Below are 15,853 nucleotides of genomic sequence, written 5' to 3' on the forward strand. Positions count from 1 at the left end.
TCCATGCTGCAATTGATCTGGTTCCGCACCGACCTACGGGTACAGGACAACACTGCCCTGGCCGCAGCCATGGGCAACGGCCCGACTGTGGCGCTGTACCTGATCAGCCCGGCCCAGTGGCTGGCGCACGATGATGCACCGAGCAAAGTCGACTTCTGGCTACGCAACCTGAACAGCCTGGCGGCCGAGCTGGCCACGCTCAATGTGCCGCTGCTGGTGCGTTATGCCGATGACTGGAACGCCGCCCCGCAGGTCATCAGCGAGCTGTGCCAGCAGCTGCAGGTATCCAGCGTGCATGCCAATGAAGAGTACGGCGTACACGAACGCCGCCGTGATCAGGCCGTGACCGAGGCACTTGATGCGCTGGGGATCAACTTCAATAGCCACCTGGATCAACTGTTCTTCAAGCCCGGCAGCGTGCTGACCCAGTCCGGCACTTACTTCAAGGTCTACAGCCAGTTCCGCAAGGTCTGCTATCAGCGCTTGCACAGCGCGTTACCGACAGTGATCGCCACGCCCAAGGCGCAGGCGCAACTGTCGATCAGCAGCGACAACGTGCCCGAACAGGTCGCCGGTTTTACCCCACCCAGCGACACCCTGCGCCAGCTCTGGCCCGCCGGTGAGGCCGAGGCGCGCAGGCGTATGGCTGATTTCGCCGCCGAGCAAATCGACGACTACCAGAACGCCCGTGACGTTCCGGCTAAACCCGGCACCAGCCAGCTATCGGCTTACCTGGCCGCCGGGGTGATTTCACCGCGCCAGTGCCTGCATGCGGCGCTGAGCGCCAATCAGGGTGAGTTCGACAGCGGCAATAGCGGGGTGATCACCTGGATCAACGAGCTGCTCTGGCGCGAGTTCTATAAGCACATTCTGGTCGGCTACCCGCGTGTGTCCATGCACCGTGCCTTCCGCGCGGAAACTGAAGCACTGGCCTGGCGTAACGCCCCGTCTGAGCTGCAAGCCTGGCAAGAGGGTCGTACCGGCTTGCCGATCATCGATGCGGCGATGCGCCAGCTGCTCGCGACCGGCTGGATGCACAACCGCCTGCGCATGATCGTGGCGATGTTTCTGACCAAGAACCTGCTGATCGACTGGCGTGAAGGCGAGCGTTTCTTTATGCGTCACCTGATCGACGGTGACCTGGCAGCGAACAATGGCGGCTGGCAGTGGAGTTCCTCCACCGGCACCGATTCGGCCCCTTACTTCCGCATCTTCAACCCGATTAGCCAGTCGCAAAAATTTGATCCTGACGGCCGCTTTATCCGTCAGTGGTTACCTGAACTGGCCGCACTGAACAATAAACATATCCATAACCCGGCGACCAGCGCCGGGCTGTTCGGCATGCCCGACTATCCGCCAGCGATTGTCGACCTGAGCAAGAGCCGCAGCCGCGCCCTGGCCGCGTTCAAGAGCCTGCCGCACTTTGCTGGCGAGGAGGCGCGATGAGCGACTTCCTGCGCCAGTTCGCCCAAGACTTCAGCAAGCTGAACAAGCACAACCTTGACCGTTTGGGCCAGCTCTACAGCGACGACGCGCTGTTTTGCGACCCGCTGCATGAAGTGCGCGGGCTGGCGAACATGCAGCGTTATTTTACCGAGATGTACGCCAACGTCAGCGAACTGCGCTTCGACTTCTACGGCTTTGACCAAGTGCGCGACGGCGAAGGCTACCTGCGCTGGACCATGAGCTACCGCCATCCGCGCTTGGCCAAGGGGCAGTTGATCCGCGTCGAAGGCTGCTCGCACCTGTTGTGGCAAGACAAGGTCTACCGCCACCGTGACTACTTCGACGCCGGCAGCCTGCTGTACGAGCACCTGCCCTTACTCGGTTCGGCGATTCGCTGGCTAAAACGGAGGTTGGCATGAACCCGCGACGCATCTGGCTGACCGGCGCCAGCAGTGGCATTGGCGCCGCACTGGCCGAACTGTTGCTGCAACAAGGCCATCACCTGGCGCTCAGCGCACGCAGCGTCGAGCCGATGCAAGCCTTGGCCGACCGTTACCCGCAGCAGGTACTGGTGCTCGCCGGCGACCTCAGCGATGCCGCGCAAGTACGCGGTATTGGCGAGCATATTGCGCAGGCCTGGGGCGCACTGGACTGCGCCATCCTCAATGCCGGCACCTGCGAATATGTCGACGTCTGCTCGTTCGAAGCCGCGATGATCGAGCGGGTCATGCGCGCCAATCTGTTTTCGGCCAGCTATTGCATCGAAGCCGCCCTGCCCTTGCTGCGCCTGGGCAACCGCCCGCACCTGGTCGGGGTCGGCAGCTCGGTGACCTTTATGCCGCTGCCACGCGCCGAGGCTTACGGGGCCTCGAAAGCCGCCATGCGCTACCTGATGGAAACCCTGCGCATCGACCTGCGCGCCGAGCACATTGCCGTCACCCTGGTCAGCCCTGGATTTGTCGACACCCCGCTGACGCAAAAAAATGACTTCGCCATGCCCATGCGCTGGCCGGTGGCTAAAGCCGCCCGCCATATCGCCGAACGCTTAGACCAGCAGCCCGTTGAAATCGCCTTCCCTGGCCCCTTTATCGCCATTCTCAAGCTGCTAGGGCACCTGCCCAAGCCTTTGCAGGTGACCATCGGCGCGCGCCTGGCGCGCACTGCAGCCAAGACCAAGGACAGCCCATGAAGATCGCCATTATCGGCAGCGGCATCGCCGGCTTGACCAGCGCCTACCTGCTTAACCGCACCCACCAGATCAGCGTATTCGAAGCCGGTGACTGGGTTGGCGGCCACACCCACACCGTGGATGTGCAGGTCGATGGCCAGCACCACGCCGTGGACACCGGTTTTATTGTGTTCAACGACTGGACCTACCCCAACTTTATTCGCCTACTCAACCAGCTCGGCGTTGGCTTCAAGGCCACCGAGATGAGTTTCTCGGTCAGCGATCCCGTCAGCGGTGTGGAATACAACGGGCACAGCCTCAACAGCCTGTTTGCCCAGCGCCGCAACCTGCTTTCGCCGAAGTTCTGGGGCATGGTGCGCGACATCCTGCGTTTTAACCGTGAGGCGCTGAACGACCTCAACCTGCAGCGTATTGCCCGCGACATGACTCTGGGTGACTACCTCAAGGCCAATGCCTACAGCGAGCGCTTTATCCAGCATTACATCGTGCCCATGGGCGCGGCGATCTGGTCGATGTCGCTGCACGACATGCTCGGTTTCCCGCTGCAGTTCTTCGTGCGCTTCTTCAAAAATCACGGTCTGCTGTCAGTGAGCGACCGGCCGCAGTGGTGCGTGGTCGAAGGCGGCTCCAGCAGCTACATCGCGCCGCTGACTGAGTCGTTCAAACAGCATATTCGCCTCAACTGCCCGGTTACCCGGGTAGAACGTGATGCTGAAGGCGTCACCCTGCACAGCGCGCAAGGCAGCGAGCGCTTCGACAAAGTGGTGTTCGCCTGCCACAGCAACCAGGCCCTGGCCCTGCTGGCCGAGCCCACACGCATCGAGAAAGACATCCTCGGCGCATTGCCCTACGCCGATAACGATGTGGTGCTGCACACCGACACGCGGTTGCTGCCGCAGCGCCCACTGGCCTGGGCCAGCTGGAACTATCGCCTTGGCGGCCCAGCGGATCAGCCGGCGGCCGTGACCTATGACATGAATATTTTGCAGGGCATTCAGAGCGAAACCACCTTCTGCGTCAGCCTCAACCAAACCGCGCTCATCGACCCGAGCACAATTCTCGCCCGCTACACCTACGCCCACCCGCAGTACAGCTTGGCTGGCACCCAGGCGCAGGCACGCGGGGAAGAACTGCTGGGCGCTAACCACAGCTACTTCTGCGGCGCGTACTGGGCCAATGGCTTCCATGAAGACGGCGTGGTCAGCGCGTTGCGTGTAGCCCGTGAATTCGGTGAGGCACTGTAGTGAACAGCGCAACGGCGATGAACAGCGCCCTGTACAGCGGCTGGGTGCAGCACCGGCGTTTTGCGCCGCGATTGCACAACTTCCGCTACCGTATGGGCTTGCTCTACCTAGACCTGAGCGAACAGGAGCGGGTGCTCGCGCTGTCGCCGCTGGCCGGTCGCGGGCGTTTTGCGCCCTTTGCCTTTCGTGAAACAGACTACCTGCCGCAGTTCACCGGCACCGGGATGCGCCTGATTGATGCCGTGCGCCAGCGCGTCAGCGAGGCACTCGGGCGCACGCCACTGGGGCATATCTGCCTGCTGACGCAACCGCGCAGCTGGGGCCTGGCGTTTAACCCGGCGAGCTTCTTCTACTGCCATGACGCCAATGGCCGCCTGGCGGCAATTCTCTGTGAAGTCAGCAATACGCCGTTCCGTGAGCGCTACCACTATGTGCTGCCAGCCGAAGGCGTAGGCCATCAGCACGTGGCCGTGGCCAAGGCCTTCCATGTGTCGCCATTCTTAGCGCGCGAACTGGAATACCGCATGAGTTTCAGCCCCGCCGGTGAGCGCCTGGGCATCCATATGGCCGACTGGCAGGCCGATGAAAAAATATTCGACGCCACCCTCACGCTGCGACGCACAGAACTGAACCGCGCCAGCCTGCACCGCTACCTGCTTGCGTTTCCCTGGATGACCGGCAAGACCGTTGCGGCCATCTACTGGCAAGCCCTGCGTCTGCTGCTCAAACGCATCCCCCTGTTCACCCATCGGGCCGCTGAAGGTGATTTCCGTACAGCCCGCCCCGCACCAAAGGAAGTCCCCGATGAAAAGCTCTAGCCTGGTCTCCGCTAAAGACAACGTGCGCGCCGGCAGTGGCATGGGCGCCAGCCTGTTGCGCCGCGCCGTATTGCGCCAACTCAAGCAGCTGCGGCATGGCCAGTTGGTGGTGGTTGAAGGTGAAGAACGCATGCAGTTCGGCGATCCGCACTCCAGCCTCTGCGCCGAGATCCAGGTGCTGGATGGGGCGCTCTGGGGTCTGGTGGCGGGTAACGGCTCGATCGGTGCCGGCGAGGCCTATATCCACGGCTACTGGACCTCCGCAGACCTGACCGCAGTGGTCCGTCTTTTCGTCAGCAACCTCGAGGTACTGGACGCCATGGAAAGTGGCCTGGCCAAGTTGGGCCGCCCGCTGATCCAGGGCCTGCACTGGCTCAATCGCAACACCCGCACGGGCTCGCGCAAGAACATCTCGGCCCATTACGACCTGGGCAACGAGCTGTTCGAGCAGTTCCTCGACCCGAGCATGATGTACTCGGCGGCCATGTTCCACAGTGCCGATGACAGCCTGGAGCAGGCGCAGCTCAACAAGCTCGAACGCATCTGCCAGAAGCTCGCACTCAAGCCCAGCGATCACCTGCTGGAAATCGGTACCGGCTGGGGCAGCATGGCGATTTACGCGGCCACCCACTATGGCTGCAAGGTCACTACCACCACCTTGTCGCGTGAACAGTTCGCCTACACCCAGCAGCGCATTATCGAACTACGCCTGCAAGGGCAAGTGACCCTGCTCCTAGAGGATTACCGCGACCTCACCGGCCAATACGACAAGCTGGTGTCGATCGAGATGATCGAGGCCGTGGGCCACCGTTTTCTGCCCACCTACTTTGAGCAGTGCGCCACCCTGCTCAAGCCCGATGGGCTGATGCTGCTGCAAGCCATCACCATTCGCGACCAGCGCTATGAGCAGGCGAAAAACGCCGTCGACTTTATCCAGCGCTATATCTTCCCCGGCGGCGCACTGCCGTCGGTGAACAAGATGCTCGAGGTCATCAGCACCAAGACCGATATGAACCTGCACCACATGGAAGACTTCGGCCTGCACTACGCGCGCACTTTGCGCATCTGGCACGACAACCTGCGTCAGGCGCGGCACAAGCTGGAGCAGCAGGGCTACGACGATTACTTCTTCCGCCTCTGGGAGTTTTACCTGTGCTATTGCGAGGGCGGCTTTATCGAGCGCACCATCGGCACCGCGCAGTTGCTGCTGGCCAAACCGGCGGCACGTCCGGCTCCACTAATGGGAAATCTCAATGGCTAAGTTAATCGTCAACACCCTGCTGTTTCAGCTCGGCTGGTTCGCCTGCGTGTTTGCCGGCGACAGCCTGTGGCTGCTGATTGTTGCAGGCGTGCTGGCGGTGCATTTGCTGTGGACCAGCAGCTGGGCAGCTGAAGGTAAATTGCTGGTCAGCGTGTTTATCGCGGGCAGCGCGCTGGACAGTTTCCTGCTGAATCTCGGCGTGTTTGATTTCGGCGAGCCGCGCACCTTGATTCCGCTGTGGCTCGCCTGTTTATGGCTGTTGCTGGCGACCACGCTCAATCATTGCCTGGCCTGGACTGCACAGCCGTGGTGGCGTGGCAGCGTGCTGGGGGCCGTCGCCGCACCGCTGTCCTATTACGCCGGCGCACAGATTGCCGGCGTCGGTTTGCCCTACGGCACCTGGCAGAGTCTGTTATTGATCAGTGCCATCTGGGCCTTGGTAATGCCCGTATTGCACGGCTTCGCCAAGCTTTATCGCAGCCAGTACGAGCAAAGCCAGCGCGTGCGCCATTCGGCATAAGACGGCTCCGCCTGGTGGACTCGAGCCTGTGCCCAGATGTCGGCAGCAGACGCCACGTCTGTCGCCATGGCGTACACTGCGCGGCATGAGCCAACACATTCCCCTGACCCAACTGCCGAGCGAGCCCGCAGTCAGCTGCAGTAACTGCGCGGCCTGTTGCTGCCAGCTTGAGGTGATGTTGATCACCGATACCGGCGTGCCTAAACGTTATATCGATAACGACGACTGGGGCGGCGAAGTCATGCTGCGCCTGGATGACGGTTGGTGCGCGGCGCTGGACCGCAACACCATGCGTTGCACCATCTACGAAGTGCGCCCACTGATTTGCCGCGAATTCGAAACCGCCTCTCCCGAATGCCTGGATGAGCGCAAGGGTATGTCGAGCATCTACCGCTGACAGCGCGTAACGACGGCAAAGACTGCCTGCCGCAAATGGCAAACCGAAAAAAACCGGGTCGCGACCCGGTTTTCTTTTAGCGCCACCTCCCGCTAGAAACTTAAACGGTAATGCAGGCTATAACTCTCAACCCCGTCATTGGGCTTTTTCAGCCCGGCGTTGGAGTAATGCAGCGCGCGCACACCGACTTCCTGGTCGGCAAAGCGCACACCAAAGCCGATGCGGTCTTCAAACTGCAACGACGAGCCCAGGTCGTTGTCCTCCACCTCGGTGCTGGAAAAAGCCGCCAGGCCAATCCCCGCCTCGATATAGGGCTTGAAGCGCTCGCCGGCAAACTCATAAACCAATACCGGGCTGAGCGACAGACTGTGGTTACTCGCCGTCTTGTCGCCATCCCAGTAGGTGTAAGCCGCGTCCCAATAGCCGCTCAGGCGACCGACATCGCTGGCAAACCAGCTTTGCTGAAAGTCCAGCTGCGTGCCCAGGCGATAGGTCATGGTTGAATCACCGGTTTGCCCGACCGCAACACTCAGATCCATCGCCTGCACGGCACTTACCTGCCCCCACGCCAAGGCTGCCAGCGCAGCCAGAGTTATGATTTTGCTCATGGTTTTATCCTTTTCCACCCAATAGATGAACGCGCGCAAGCGCTGCCAAGGAGTATAGGAAGATTTAGGCCACTGCACCGTTCAGCTACGGCTCAACCACTACGGCAGCGCACTAACCGTGGCCGCTGCGCCCCATAGCAGGGGCAGGACCTGCTGCATGGCCTGCGGCTCAGCGCTGGACCAAAACTGCGTGGCCTGCGCGGGCCCCGCAGCAAGCAGATCACGCTCAACCAGCAGGCGCTGAACTTGCCGCGCCACCGCGGCGCCCGTATCGATCAGGCTGGTCGAATCGGGCAGCAGGCTGCGCAGTAATGGTTTGATAAAGGGGTAATGGGTGCAGCCAAGGATCAACGTGTCGCAGCCTTGCGCCAGTAACGGTGCAACAAAGCCCTGCAATAATTCGCGAGTCGCCGCGCCGTCCAGTTCACCGGCTTCGATGCGCTCGACCAGCCCCGGACAAGGCTGGGTAATCACCCGCACATCGCTGGCAAAACGGTCGAGCAAGGCGGCGAATTTGGCACTTTTCAGGGTGCCGGTAGTGGCCAGCACCCCGACCACGCCGCTCTGGGTGGCAGCAGCCGCTGGTTTGACCGCCGGCTCCATGCCCACCAACGGCAGCTGCGGGTACAACTCACGTAGCTCGGCAACCCCTGCCACCGTGGCGGTATTGCAGGCCAGCACCAGCGCTTTGGCGCCCTGGGCCAGGAGAAACTCGGCCAAGACCCGGCAACGCTCACGGATAAACTCCGGGCTCTTCTCGCCATAGGGCACATGCCCACTGTCGGCGACATACAGCAGCGACTCGTTAGGCAGCAGCGCACGAATTTCGCGCAGCACTGACAACCCACCGACGCCGGAGTCAAACACGCCAATCGGCGCGTCTTTTGCGACGTTACTCGGCATGGCCAGCACAGACGCTGCAAGCCGGATCGCGCTTGACCCGCAGCTCACGGAAGCGGCTGCCCAAAGCATCGATCAGCAGCAAACGCCCAACCATTGGCTCGCCAAACTGCGCCAGCAGCTTCAACGCTTCCAGTGCTTGCAAGCTGCCTACCAGCCCCACCAACGGGCCGACTACACCGGCCTCACTGCAGGTCAGTTCGGCCTCGCTGCCGTGGCCATAGATGCAGTGATAACAGGGGCTGTCATCACGCCGCGGGTCGAACACCGAGAGCTGACCTTCCAGGCGAATCGCCGCGCCGCTGACCAGCGGTACCTTGGCCGTCACGCACGCAGCATTCACCGCTTCACGGGTGCTGAAGTTGTCCGAGCAGTCCAGCACCAGGTCCACCGCCGCCACTGCCGCTGCCAGCGAATCAGCGTCCAGCGCCTGTCGATGAGCGTGCAGGCGCAGCTGCGGATTAAGCGCCAGCAGACGCTTACTCGCCGAGTCGACTTTGCTCAGGTCAATGCTCGCGGTGTCGTGGATGATCTGCCGCTGCAGGTTGGTCAGGTCAACCGTATCGAAATCCGCCAGGTGCAGCTCACCAACGCCGGCCGCCGCCAGATACAGCGCCACCGGCGAGCCGAGACCGCCCAAACCGACGATCAGCGCGCGGCTGTGTTTCAGGCGTAACTGACCGTCGATATCAATCTGTTGTAAGAGAATCTGCCGGCTGTAGCGCAGCAGTTCCTCGTCACTCAGCATGTCGTGCGGGTTCATGGCATCACTCATTGTCGAAGCATCCCAGGCTGATACGCTCGTGACCGGCAAGGTCGCGGCGACTGTCTACCGCACGAAAGCCGCGCGCGCTGAGCAACTCACGCACCGCGCCGGCCTGATCGCAGCCATGCTCTAACAGCAACCAACCGCCGGCCTCAAGGTGCTCCGGTGCCTGCTGAATAATCAGGCGGATATCATCCAGGCCATCCGCCCCGGCGACCAGCGCGCTGCTCGGCTCGAAACGTACATCACCTTCGCCCAAGTGTTTATCGTCTGCGGCAATGTACGGCGGGTTACTGACAATCAGCTGATAACGCTGACCGGCCAGAGCACTAAACCAGTGGCTCTCCACGAAGTTGGCATTGAGCAGTTGAAGCCGGGCGCGATTGCGCAGCGCCAGCGCCACCGCCTCGACGATGCGGTCCACGCCGCTGACCTGCCAGGCCGGGCGTTCGCAGGCCAAGGCCAGGGCAATTGCGCCGCTGCCGGTGCCTAGATCCAGCACCCGCGCTGGGGTCGCCGGCAGCAACGCCAGAGCGGTTTCAACCAGTAACTCGGTATCCGGCCGTGGGATCAGGGTGTGCGTCGCCACCTCTAAGTCCAGGCTCCAGAAGCCCTGCTGGCCGAGGATATACGCCACCGGTTCGCCGGCCTGACGCCGTACGAGCGCCGCCCGATAACCCTCAAGCTGCGCTGCATCGAGCTCACGCTCCGGCCAGGTATGCAGGTAGCTGCGCGACTTGCCGAGGGCGTGGGCGAGCAACAGCTCAGCGTCCAGACGCGGGGTCGGCGAGTCAGGCAATTGCGGGCAGGCAAGCAGTTGTTCGATGGTGCTCATGCAGTCGGCAGTCTCTAGCGGAGGGTGGCAACGCTGGGTTATCCACCCTAGATCCTTGGCGTAGCAAGCAACTAATCAGTCACCCAGCGCAGCCAACTGATCGGCTTGGTATTCGACCAGCAGCGGCTCGATGATCGCCTCAACGCCGCCAGCTATCACTTCATTAAGCGAATACAGGGTCAGGTTGATGCGGTGATCGGTAACCCGGCCTTGCGGGAAGTTGTAGGTGCGGATGCGCTCGGAACGGTCCCCGGAACCCACCAGCAATTTGCGCGAGTCGGAAATTTCCTTGTGCGCGGCGGCTTCCTGCTGATCCTTGAGTTTGGCCGCCAGCCAGGCCATGGCCTTGGCGCGGTTCTTGTGCTGCGAGCGTTCTTCCTGACATTCCACCACGGTACCGGTGGGAATGTGGGTAATCCGGATCGCCGAGTCGGTGGTGTTAACGTGCTGACCACCGGCACCGGAAGAGCGGTAAGTATCCACACGCAAATCAGCCGGATTGATGTCGATGGCCATTTGCTCGTCTGGCTCGGGCAGCACGGCAACAGTGCAGGCCGAGGTATGGATACGGCCTTGGGATTCGGTTTCCGGCACGCGTTGCACGCGATGCGCACCGGACTCGAACTTGAGTTTGCCGTAGACGTTATCGCCCTCGACCCGAGCAATCACTTCCTTATAGCCGCCATGCTCGCCTTCGCTGGCCGAGAGCACCTCGACCCGCCAGCCCTGCTTCTCGGCATAGCGCGAGTACATGCGAAACAGATCGCCGGAGAAGATCGCTGCCTCATCTCCGCCGGTGCCGGCGCGCACTTCAAGGAAGACGTTACGGCCGTCGTTCGGGTCTTTGGGCAGCAACATACGCTGCAGCGTGGCTTCCAGCTCAATCAGCTGCTCCTTGGCCTCGGCAACTTCCTCCTCGGCCATTTCACGCATGTCCGGGTCGCTGTCTTTGAGCAGCGCCTGGGCCCCTTCAAGGTCACTCTGCACCTTACGGAATGCGCCGAATGCCTGATAAACCGGCTCAATCTCGGCGTACTCCTTGGAGTAGGCGCGAAACTGCGGCTGATTGCTGATGACTTCGGCGTCACCGAGCAGCGCGGTCAGTTCTTCGAATCGATCCTGCAACAGGTCGAGCTTATTGATCAGTGACGCTTTCATTGCAGACCTTTATTTTTTCGCCGAGCCGGGCGACACGCCCTCGTCGAGGGCAAACAGTTCTTGAGCCACGCCCAGCGCATCGACGCGGCCATCAGCAGAGAATTTTTTCAGTTGCACGCTGGGTGCATGCAGCAGCTTATTGGTCAGCCCGCGGGCTAATTGCGCCAACACGTCCTCGGCGGAGCTGCCATTACCCAGTAGACGCAGAGCCTTGTTCAGTTCCTCGTCACGCAGACGTTCAGCCTGCTGCCGGTAGGCTTTGAGCACATCCACCGCAGCCAGTTCGCGCAGGCGCTGCATAAAGTCCTGAGCGCCGACGCTGACCAGTTCTTCTGCCGCTTGCGCCGCGCCCTGGCGGCTCTTGAGGTTTTCCTCGATCACATCGTGCAGGTCATCGACGGTGTACAGGTAAACATCATCCAGCTCGCCGACTTCCGGTTCGATGTCACGCGGCACGGCAATGTCGACCATGAAAATCGGCTTGTGCTTACGCAGCTTCAGCGCCCGTTCGACCGCGCCCTTACCGAGAATCGGCAGCTGGCTGGCCGTCGAACTGATAACGATATCGCTGTTGACCAACTCAGCAGGGATTTCCGAGAGCAGCACCGCGTGGGCGCCAAATTGCTCGGCCAGGGTGCTAGCGCGCTCCAGGGTGCGGTTGGCCACCACAATACGCTTGATGCCCTGATCGTGCAGGTGGCGGGCGACCAGACTGATGGTCTCGCCCGCGCCAATCAGCAGCGCCTGACTGCGGTGCAGATCCGTAAAAATCTGCTTAGCCAGACTGACGGCGGCAAACGCCACCGACACCGGGTTTTCCCCAATGGCCGTGTCGGTGCGCACGGTCTTGGCGGTGCTGAAGGTCGCCTGAAACAGTCGTCCGAGCAGCGGGCCGAGGGTACCGGCTTCACGGGCCACAGCAAACGCCGACTTCATCTGGCCGAGAATCTGCGGTTCACCCAACACCATGGAGTCCAACCCGGACGCCACGCGCATCATGTGCCGCACGGCAGCGTCATCGGCATGGATATAGGCGCAGGCGCGCAGCTCGTCGAGGCTCAGCCGATGGTAATTCGCCAGCCAGGCCAGCACCTCGTCGGCGCTCAGATCATCCTGTTCGAGGTATAACTCGCTGCGGTTGCAGGTCGAAAGAATCGCCGCCTCGCGACTGGACGTGTTGTGACACAGCAGGCGCAGGGCCTCAACCAACTGCTCGGGAGTGAACGCCACGCGCTCACGGACATCCACCGAGGCGGTCTTATGGTTGATACCGAGGGCAATAAAGGCCATGCAAATCGCTGACAGGGAGTGGAAGCCGGCAATTGTCCTACTTCGGCAAAGCGAGAACAACCACTGCCGGCTATTGTCCCACTAGGCAGGTTTATCACCCTCAGCAGGATCATGGCAGCCCATGGGTTTGCCCTACGGCTTGTGTCATGATGCCAAAACCGCAGGTTGGCCACATACTCGTCCTATGAATAGATCCTTCGCCTTGCTGACTGCCGCTGCTTTATTGAGCGGTTGCCAGAGCTTTGCTCCCTCTACCCCGGATGGCACGCCGCCCGTGGAAGACCCCGCTGTTGTGAGCGCAGAAGCTCCACCACAGGTCTACCGCGCCTTCAGCCAGGAAACCCTGCTGTCGCTGCTGATTGCCGAATTGGCTGGCCAACGCAACCGCTTTGACATTGCCCTGGAAAACTATGTTGAGCAGGCCAATGCCACCCAGGATGCCGGCGTGGCCGAGCGCGGCTTCCGTATCGCCGAGTACCTCGGCGCCGAGCAGCCCGCGCTGGAAACCAGCCTGCTGTGGGCCAAGACCGCGCCGGAAAACATCGACGCCCAGCGCGCCGCCGCCGTGCAATTGGCACGCGCCGGCCGCTACGACGAGTCCATGAGCTTTATGGAGCAGGTTCTGCAGCGCCAGGGCGATACCCACTTCGACTTCCTCGCGCTGTCCGCTGCCGAGACCGACCCGGATACGCGTGCCGGCCTGCTGCAGAGCTTTGATCGCCTGCAAATGAAGTACCCAGACAACAACCAGCTGCAATTTGGCAAAGCGCTGTTGCTGCAACAGGACGACCGCCCACAGGAGGCGCTGGAGTTGCTGGAACAACAACCCAGCAAAAACCGCCCAATTGCTTCGATCCTGCTGCATGCGCGCCTGCTGCAAAGCCTGGAACGTAACGCCGATGCGCTGCAGCTGCTGGAAAAAAGCCTTAAGCAGCACCCGGACGACAAGCGCCTGCGCCTGACCTATGCCCGCCTGCTGGTGGCCGAAGACCGCCTGGACGACGCCCGCGGTGAATTCTCTGCACTGCTGCAACAACACCCCAATGACGATGACCTGCGCTTTTCGCTGGCCCTCGTTTGCCTGGAGGCTGAGGCCTGGGAAGAGGCCATCGTCTACCTAGAAGAACTGATCGAGCGCGGCAGCCACGTCGACGCCGCACATTACAACCTGGCCCGCGCCTATGAAGAGCTTGGTGATACTGCCAATGCCCTGACCGAGTACGGCCTGGTTGGCCCAGGCAATGACTATCTGCCCGCCCAAGCCCGGCAAAGTGACTTGTTGTTCAAGCAGCGGCGCGGTGACAACGCCTCGGAGCGCTTGCGCCAGGCACGCGACAGCCAGCCTGACTATGCCATCCAGCTGTACTTGATCGAGACCGAAGCCTGGTCCAAACAGCAGGACACCGAGCGCGCCTGGCAGTTAATCGAGCAAGCCTTGGAGCAGTTCCCCGAAGACCTCAACCTGCTCTACACCCGCGCCATGCTGGCGGAAAAACGCGACAACCTGGCCCTGCTGGAGCAAGACCTGCGCTTTATTCTCGAGCGCGAGCCGGATAACGCCATGGCCCTCAACGCCCTCGGCTACACCCTGGCTGACCGCACCACGCGTTACGCCGAAGCCCTGCAGCTGATCGAGCAAGCACACCAGCTCAACCCGCAAGACCCAGCCATTCTCGACAGCCTCGGCTGGGTGAATTACCGCATGGGCAATCTGGACGAGGCGGAACGCCTGCTCCGCCAAGCCATGCAGGCGTTTCCCGACCACGAAGTCGCCGCCCACCTAGGCGAAGTACTGTGGGTTCAGGGCAAACAGAAAGAAGCTCGCAAACTCTGGAGCGAGGCCTTGAAGCAGCAACCCGACAGTGAAATTCTGCGTAGCACACTGCTGCGCCTGACCGGAGCAGAGACACTCTGATGCTTGCGCGCCACCTGATAATTTTCAGCCTGATCACACTACTCGCCGGCTGTGCTGGCCTGACTTCCCGCGAAGCCCTTGAAGGCCAAGGCAATGCGCAAAGCTGGCAAGCACACAAGCAGCACGTCAGCGGCCTGGACGCCTGGCAGATCAACGGCAAAGTCGGCATCCGCGCACCGAAAGACTCTGGTAGCGGCACCCTGTTCTGGCTGCAACGCCAGGATTATTACGACATCCGCCTGTCCGGCCCTCTTGGCCGCGGCGCCGCGCGACTCACCGGCCGCCCCGGCACCGCTTTGCTAGAAGTGGCCAACCAGGGGCGCTATCAAGCCGAATCTCCGGAACAGCTGCTGCAAGCCAAGCTCGGTCTTAACCTGCCCGTTTCACACCTGCTTTGGTGGATTCGCGGCCTGCCCTCCCCCGACAGCAAAAGCCGCCTGAACCTCGACAGCCAAAGCCATCTGGCGCAGCTGAGCCAAGATGGCTGGGATGTCGAATACCTGAGCTATACCGAACAGAATGGTTTCTGGCTGCCCGAGCGCATCAAGCTCAACGGCTTCGACCTGCAAGTCACCCTGGTGATCAAGGACTGGCAGCCGCGCCAGCTCGGCCAATGAGCATCCCGGCAATTCCCGCCGCAGCTGAATTGATTCTGCCGGCACCGGCCAAGCTCAACCTGATGCTGCACATCCTCGGCCGCCGAGCCGACGGCTATCACGAGCTGCAAACGCTGTTTCAGTTTCTCGACTTCGGCGATGAACTGGGTTTTGCCCTGCGCCAGGATGGCCAGATTCATCTGCATACACCTATCGACGGTGTCCCCCACGACAGCAACCTGATCGTGCGCGCGGCGCGCCTACTGCAACAACAAACCGGTTGCACCCTAGGTGCCGACATCTGGCTCGACAAACGCCTGCCCATGGGCGGCGGCATTGGCGGCGGCAGTTCGGATGCCGCCACCACTCTGCTTGGCCTCAAGCATCTCTGGCAACTGGAGTGCGGCGAAGATCAACTCGCCGACCTGGGCCTCAGCCTCGGCGCAGACGTGCCGGTATTCGTACGCGGCCACGCGGCATTCGCCGAAGGTGTTGGGGAAAAACTCCAGCCGGTAACCCTAAGCGAACCCTGGTTTCTCGTGGCAATTCCGCAAGTACTTGTCAGCACAGTGAAAATTTTCTCCGACCCTGAGTTGACACGAGATACGCCGCCCATTAAAGTTCGCAGCCTTCTTGAGGGGGGTGGTCATAACGACTGCCTGCCGGTGGTCCAGAAGCGTTACCCAGAAGTACGTAACGCTTTGAATTTGCTGAACAAATTTGTTCCTGCAAAATTAACCGGTACTGGAGCTTGTGTGTTTGGGAGCTTCCCAAACGAGGACGATGCTGATAAAGTCGCCCGCCAACTTCCAGGCACTTTGCCAAGCTTCATTGCTCAAGGTCGTAACATCTCGATGTTGCACCGCAAGCTCGGAAAATTGGTCAAGAAGTGAATCTACGCTGTAAGTTG

General features: G+C 61.4%; 17 protein-coding genes. 11 read left to right on the forward strand and 6 right to left on the reverse strand.

Translation table 11 applies throughout. The annotated features are described in order from the left end of the window. Nucleotides 1-6 precede the first annotated feature (6 nt). The 8 genes from phrB to Q0V31_RS00785 all read left to right on the forward strand — a co-directional run bounded on the left by phrB (nucleotide 7) and on the right by Q0V31_RS00785 (nucleotide 6,875). Entirely contained in the window at nucleotides 7-1,446 is a 1,440-nt protein-coding gene (gene phrB / locus Q0V31_RS00750; RefSeq protein ID WP_298190834.1) for a deoxyribodipyrimidine photo-lyase, read from the forward strand. Further along, nucleotides 1,443-1,865, forward strand: coding sequence for a nuclear transport factor 2 family protein (locus Q0V31_RS00755; RefSeq protein ID WP_298183107.1), 423 nt, complete (start codon nucleotides 1,443-1,445; stop codon nucleotides 1,863-1,865). The genes phrB and Q0V31_RS00755 overlap by 4 nt, the downstream gene beginning before the upstream one ends. Further along, nucleotides 1,862-2,635, forward strand: coding sequence for an SDR family NAD(P)-dependent oxidoreductase (locus tag Q0V31_RS00760; RefSeq protein WP_298183110.1), 774 nt, complete (start codon nucleotides 1,862-1,864; stop codon nucleotides 2,633-2,635). The genes Q0V31_RS00755 and Q0V31_RS00760 overlap by 4 nt, the downstream gene beginning before the upstream one ends. Next, nucleotides 2,632-3,879 (forward strand): FAD-dependent oxidoreductase, encoded by a 1,248-nt coding sequence (locus Q0V31_RS00765; protein WP_298183114.1) that lies wholly within the window; start codon nucleotides 2,632-2,634, stop codon nucleotides 3,877-3,879. Before Q0V31_RS00760 ends, Q0V31_RS00765 begins: the two co-directional genes overlap by 4 nt. 17 nt (nucleotides 3,880-3,896) lie before the next feature. After that, on the forward strand, nucleotides 3,897-4,697 hold the full coding sequence (locus Q0V31_RS00770) for a DUF1365 domain-containing protein (RefSeq protein WP_298190836.1): 801 nt from the start codon (nucleotides 3,897-3,899) through the stop codon (nucleotides 4,695-4,697). Beyond that, nucleotides 4,684-5,958 carry a cyclopropane-fatty-acyl-phospholipid synthase family protein gene (locus Q0V31_RS00775; protein WP_298183117.1) on the forward strand — a complete coding sequence of 425 codons (1,275 nt, stop codon included), beginning with the start codon at nucleotides 4,684-4,686 and terminating at the stop codon, nucleotides 5,956-5,958. Before Q0V31_RS00770 ends, Q0V31_RS00775 begins: the two co-directional genes overlap by 14 nt. Continuing rightward, entirely contained in the window at nucleotides 5,951-6,478 is a 528-nt protein-coding gene (locus Q0V31_RS00780; RefSeq protein WP_298183120.1) for a DUF2878 domain-containing protein, read from the forward strand. The genes Q0V31_RS00775 and Q0V31_RS00780 overlap by 8 nt, the downstream gene beginning before the upstream one ends. Nucleotides 6,479-6,563: 85 nt before the next feature. Beyond that, a complete protein-coding gene (locus Q0V31_RS00785; protein WP_298183123.1) occupies nucleotides 6,564-6,875 on the forward strand; it encodes a YkgJ family cysteine cluster protein in 312 nt (103 codons plus the stop codon). A gap of 92 nt (nucleotides 6,876-6,967) precedes the next feature. On the opposite strand, the gene Q0V31_RS00790 is transcribed toward Q0V31_RS00785, so the two are convergent. The 6 genes from Q0V31_RS00790 to hemA all read right to left on the reverse strand — a co-directional run bounded on the left by Q0V31_RS00790 (nucleotide 6,968) and on the right by hemA (nucleotide 12,432). Continuing rightward, nucleotides 6,968-7,483: an acyloxyacyl hydrolase gene (locus Q0V31_RS00790; protein WP_298183126.1), complete on the reverse strand. Its 516-nt coding sequence runs from the start codon at nucleotides 7,481-7,483 to the stop codon at nucleotides 6,968-6,970. A 99-nt stretch (nucleotides 7,484-7,582) separates the two neighbouring features. After that, the gene (murI, locus tag Q0V31_RS00795) at nucleotides 7,583-8,386 is read right to left on the reverse strand and encodes a glutamate racemase (protein WP_298183129.1); all 804 of its coding nucleotides are present in this window, start codon (nucleotides 8,384-8,386) and stop codon (nucleotides 7,583-7,585) included. Continuing rightward, nucleotides 8,376-9,131, reverse strand: coding sequence for a molybdopterin-synthase adenylyltransferase MoeB (locus Q0V31_RS00800; protein ID WP_298190838.1), 756 nt, complete (start codon nucleotides 9,129-9,131; stop codon nucleotides 8,376-8,378). Before Q0V31_RS00800 ends, murI begins: the two co-directional genes overlap by 11 nt. Before the next feature lie 19 nt (nucleotides 9,132-9,150). Continuing rightward, entirely contained in the window at nucleotides 9,151-9,984 is an 834-nt protein-coding gene (gene prmC, locus Q0V31_RS00805) for a peptide chain release factor N(5)-glutamine methyltransferase (RefSeq protein WP_298183132.1), read from the reverse strand. Between the two features lie 75 nt (nucleotides 9,985-10,059). Continuing rightward, on the reverse strand, nucleotides 10,060-11,142 hold the full coding sequence (gene prfA / locus Q0V31_RS00810) for a peptide chain release factor 1 (RefSeq protein ID WP_298183135.1): 1,083 nt from the start codon (nucleotides 11,140-11,142) through the stop codon (nucleotides 10,060-10,062). Nucleotides 11,143-11,151: 9 nt separating this feature from the next. Then, a complete protein-coding gene (gene hemA, locus Q0V31_RS00815; RefSeq protein ID WP_298183139.1) occupies nucleotides 11,152-12,432 on the reverse strand; it encodes a glutamyl-tRNA reductase in 1,281 nt (426 codons plus the stop codon). Nucleotides 12,433-12,616: 184 nt separating this feature from the next. On the opposite strand from hemA, the gene Q0V31_RS00820 reads away from it, so the two are divergent. Genes Q0V31_RS00820 through ispE form a run of 3 tightly spaced genes read left to right on the forward strand, consistent with a single transcriptional unit; the run spans nucleotide 12,617 to nucleotide 15,836 of the window. Further along, nucleotides 12,617-14,347: a tetratricopeptide repeat protein gene (locus Q0V31_RS00820; RefSeq protein ID WP_298183142.1), complete on the forward strand. Its 1,731-nt coding sequence runs from the start codon at nucleotides 12,617-12,619 to the stop codon at nucleotides 14,345-14,347. Beyond that, complete coding sequence (lolB, locus tag Q0V31_RS00825; RefSeq protein ID WP_298183145.1) at nucleotides 14,347-14,964, forward strand: lipoprotein insertase outer membrane protein LolB; 618 nt, start codon at nucleotides 14,347-14,349, stop codon at nucleotides 14,962-14,964. Before Q0V31_RS00820 ends, lolB begins: the two co-directional genes overlap by 1 nt. After that, on the forward strand, nucleotides 14,961-15,836 hold the full coding sequence (ispE, locus tag Q0V31_RS00830) for a 4-(cytidine 5'-diphospho)-2-C-methyl-D-erythritol kinase (protein WP_298183147.1): 876 nt from the start codon (nucleotides 14,961-14,963) through the stop codon (nucleotides 15,834-15,836). Before lolB ends, ispE begins: the two co-directional genes overlap by 4 nt. The last annotated feature ends 17 nt before the right edge of the window (nucleotides 15,837-15,853 follow it).

The organism is uncultured Pseudomonas sp. (assembly GCF_943846705.1).
Taxonomy (GTDB): domain Bacteria; phylum Pseudomonadota; class Gammaproteobacteria; order Pseudomonadales; family Pseudomonadaceae; genus Aquipseudomonas.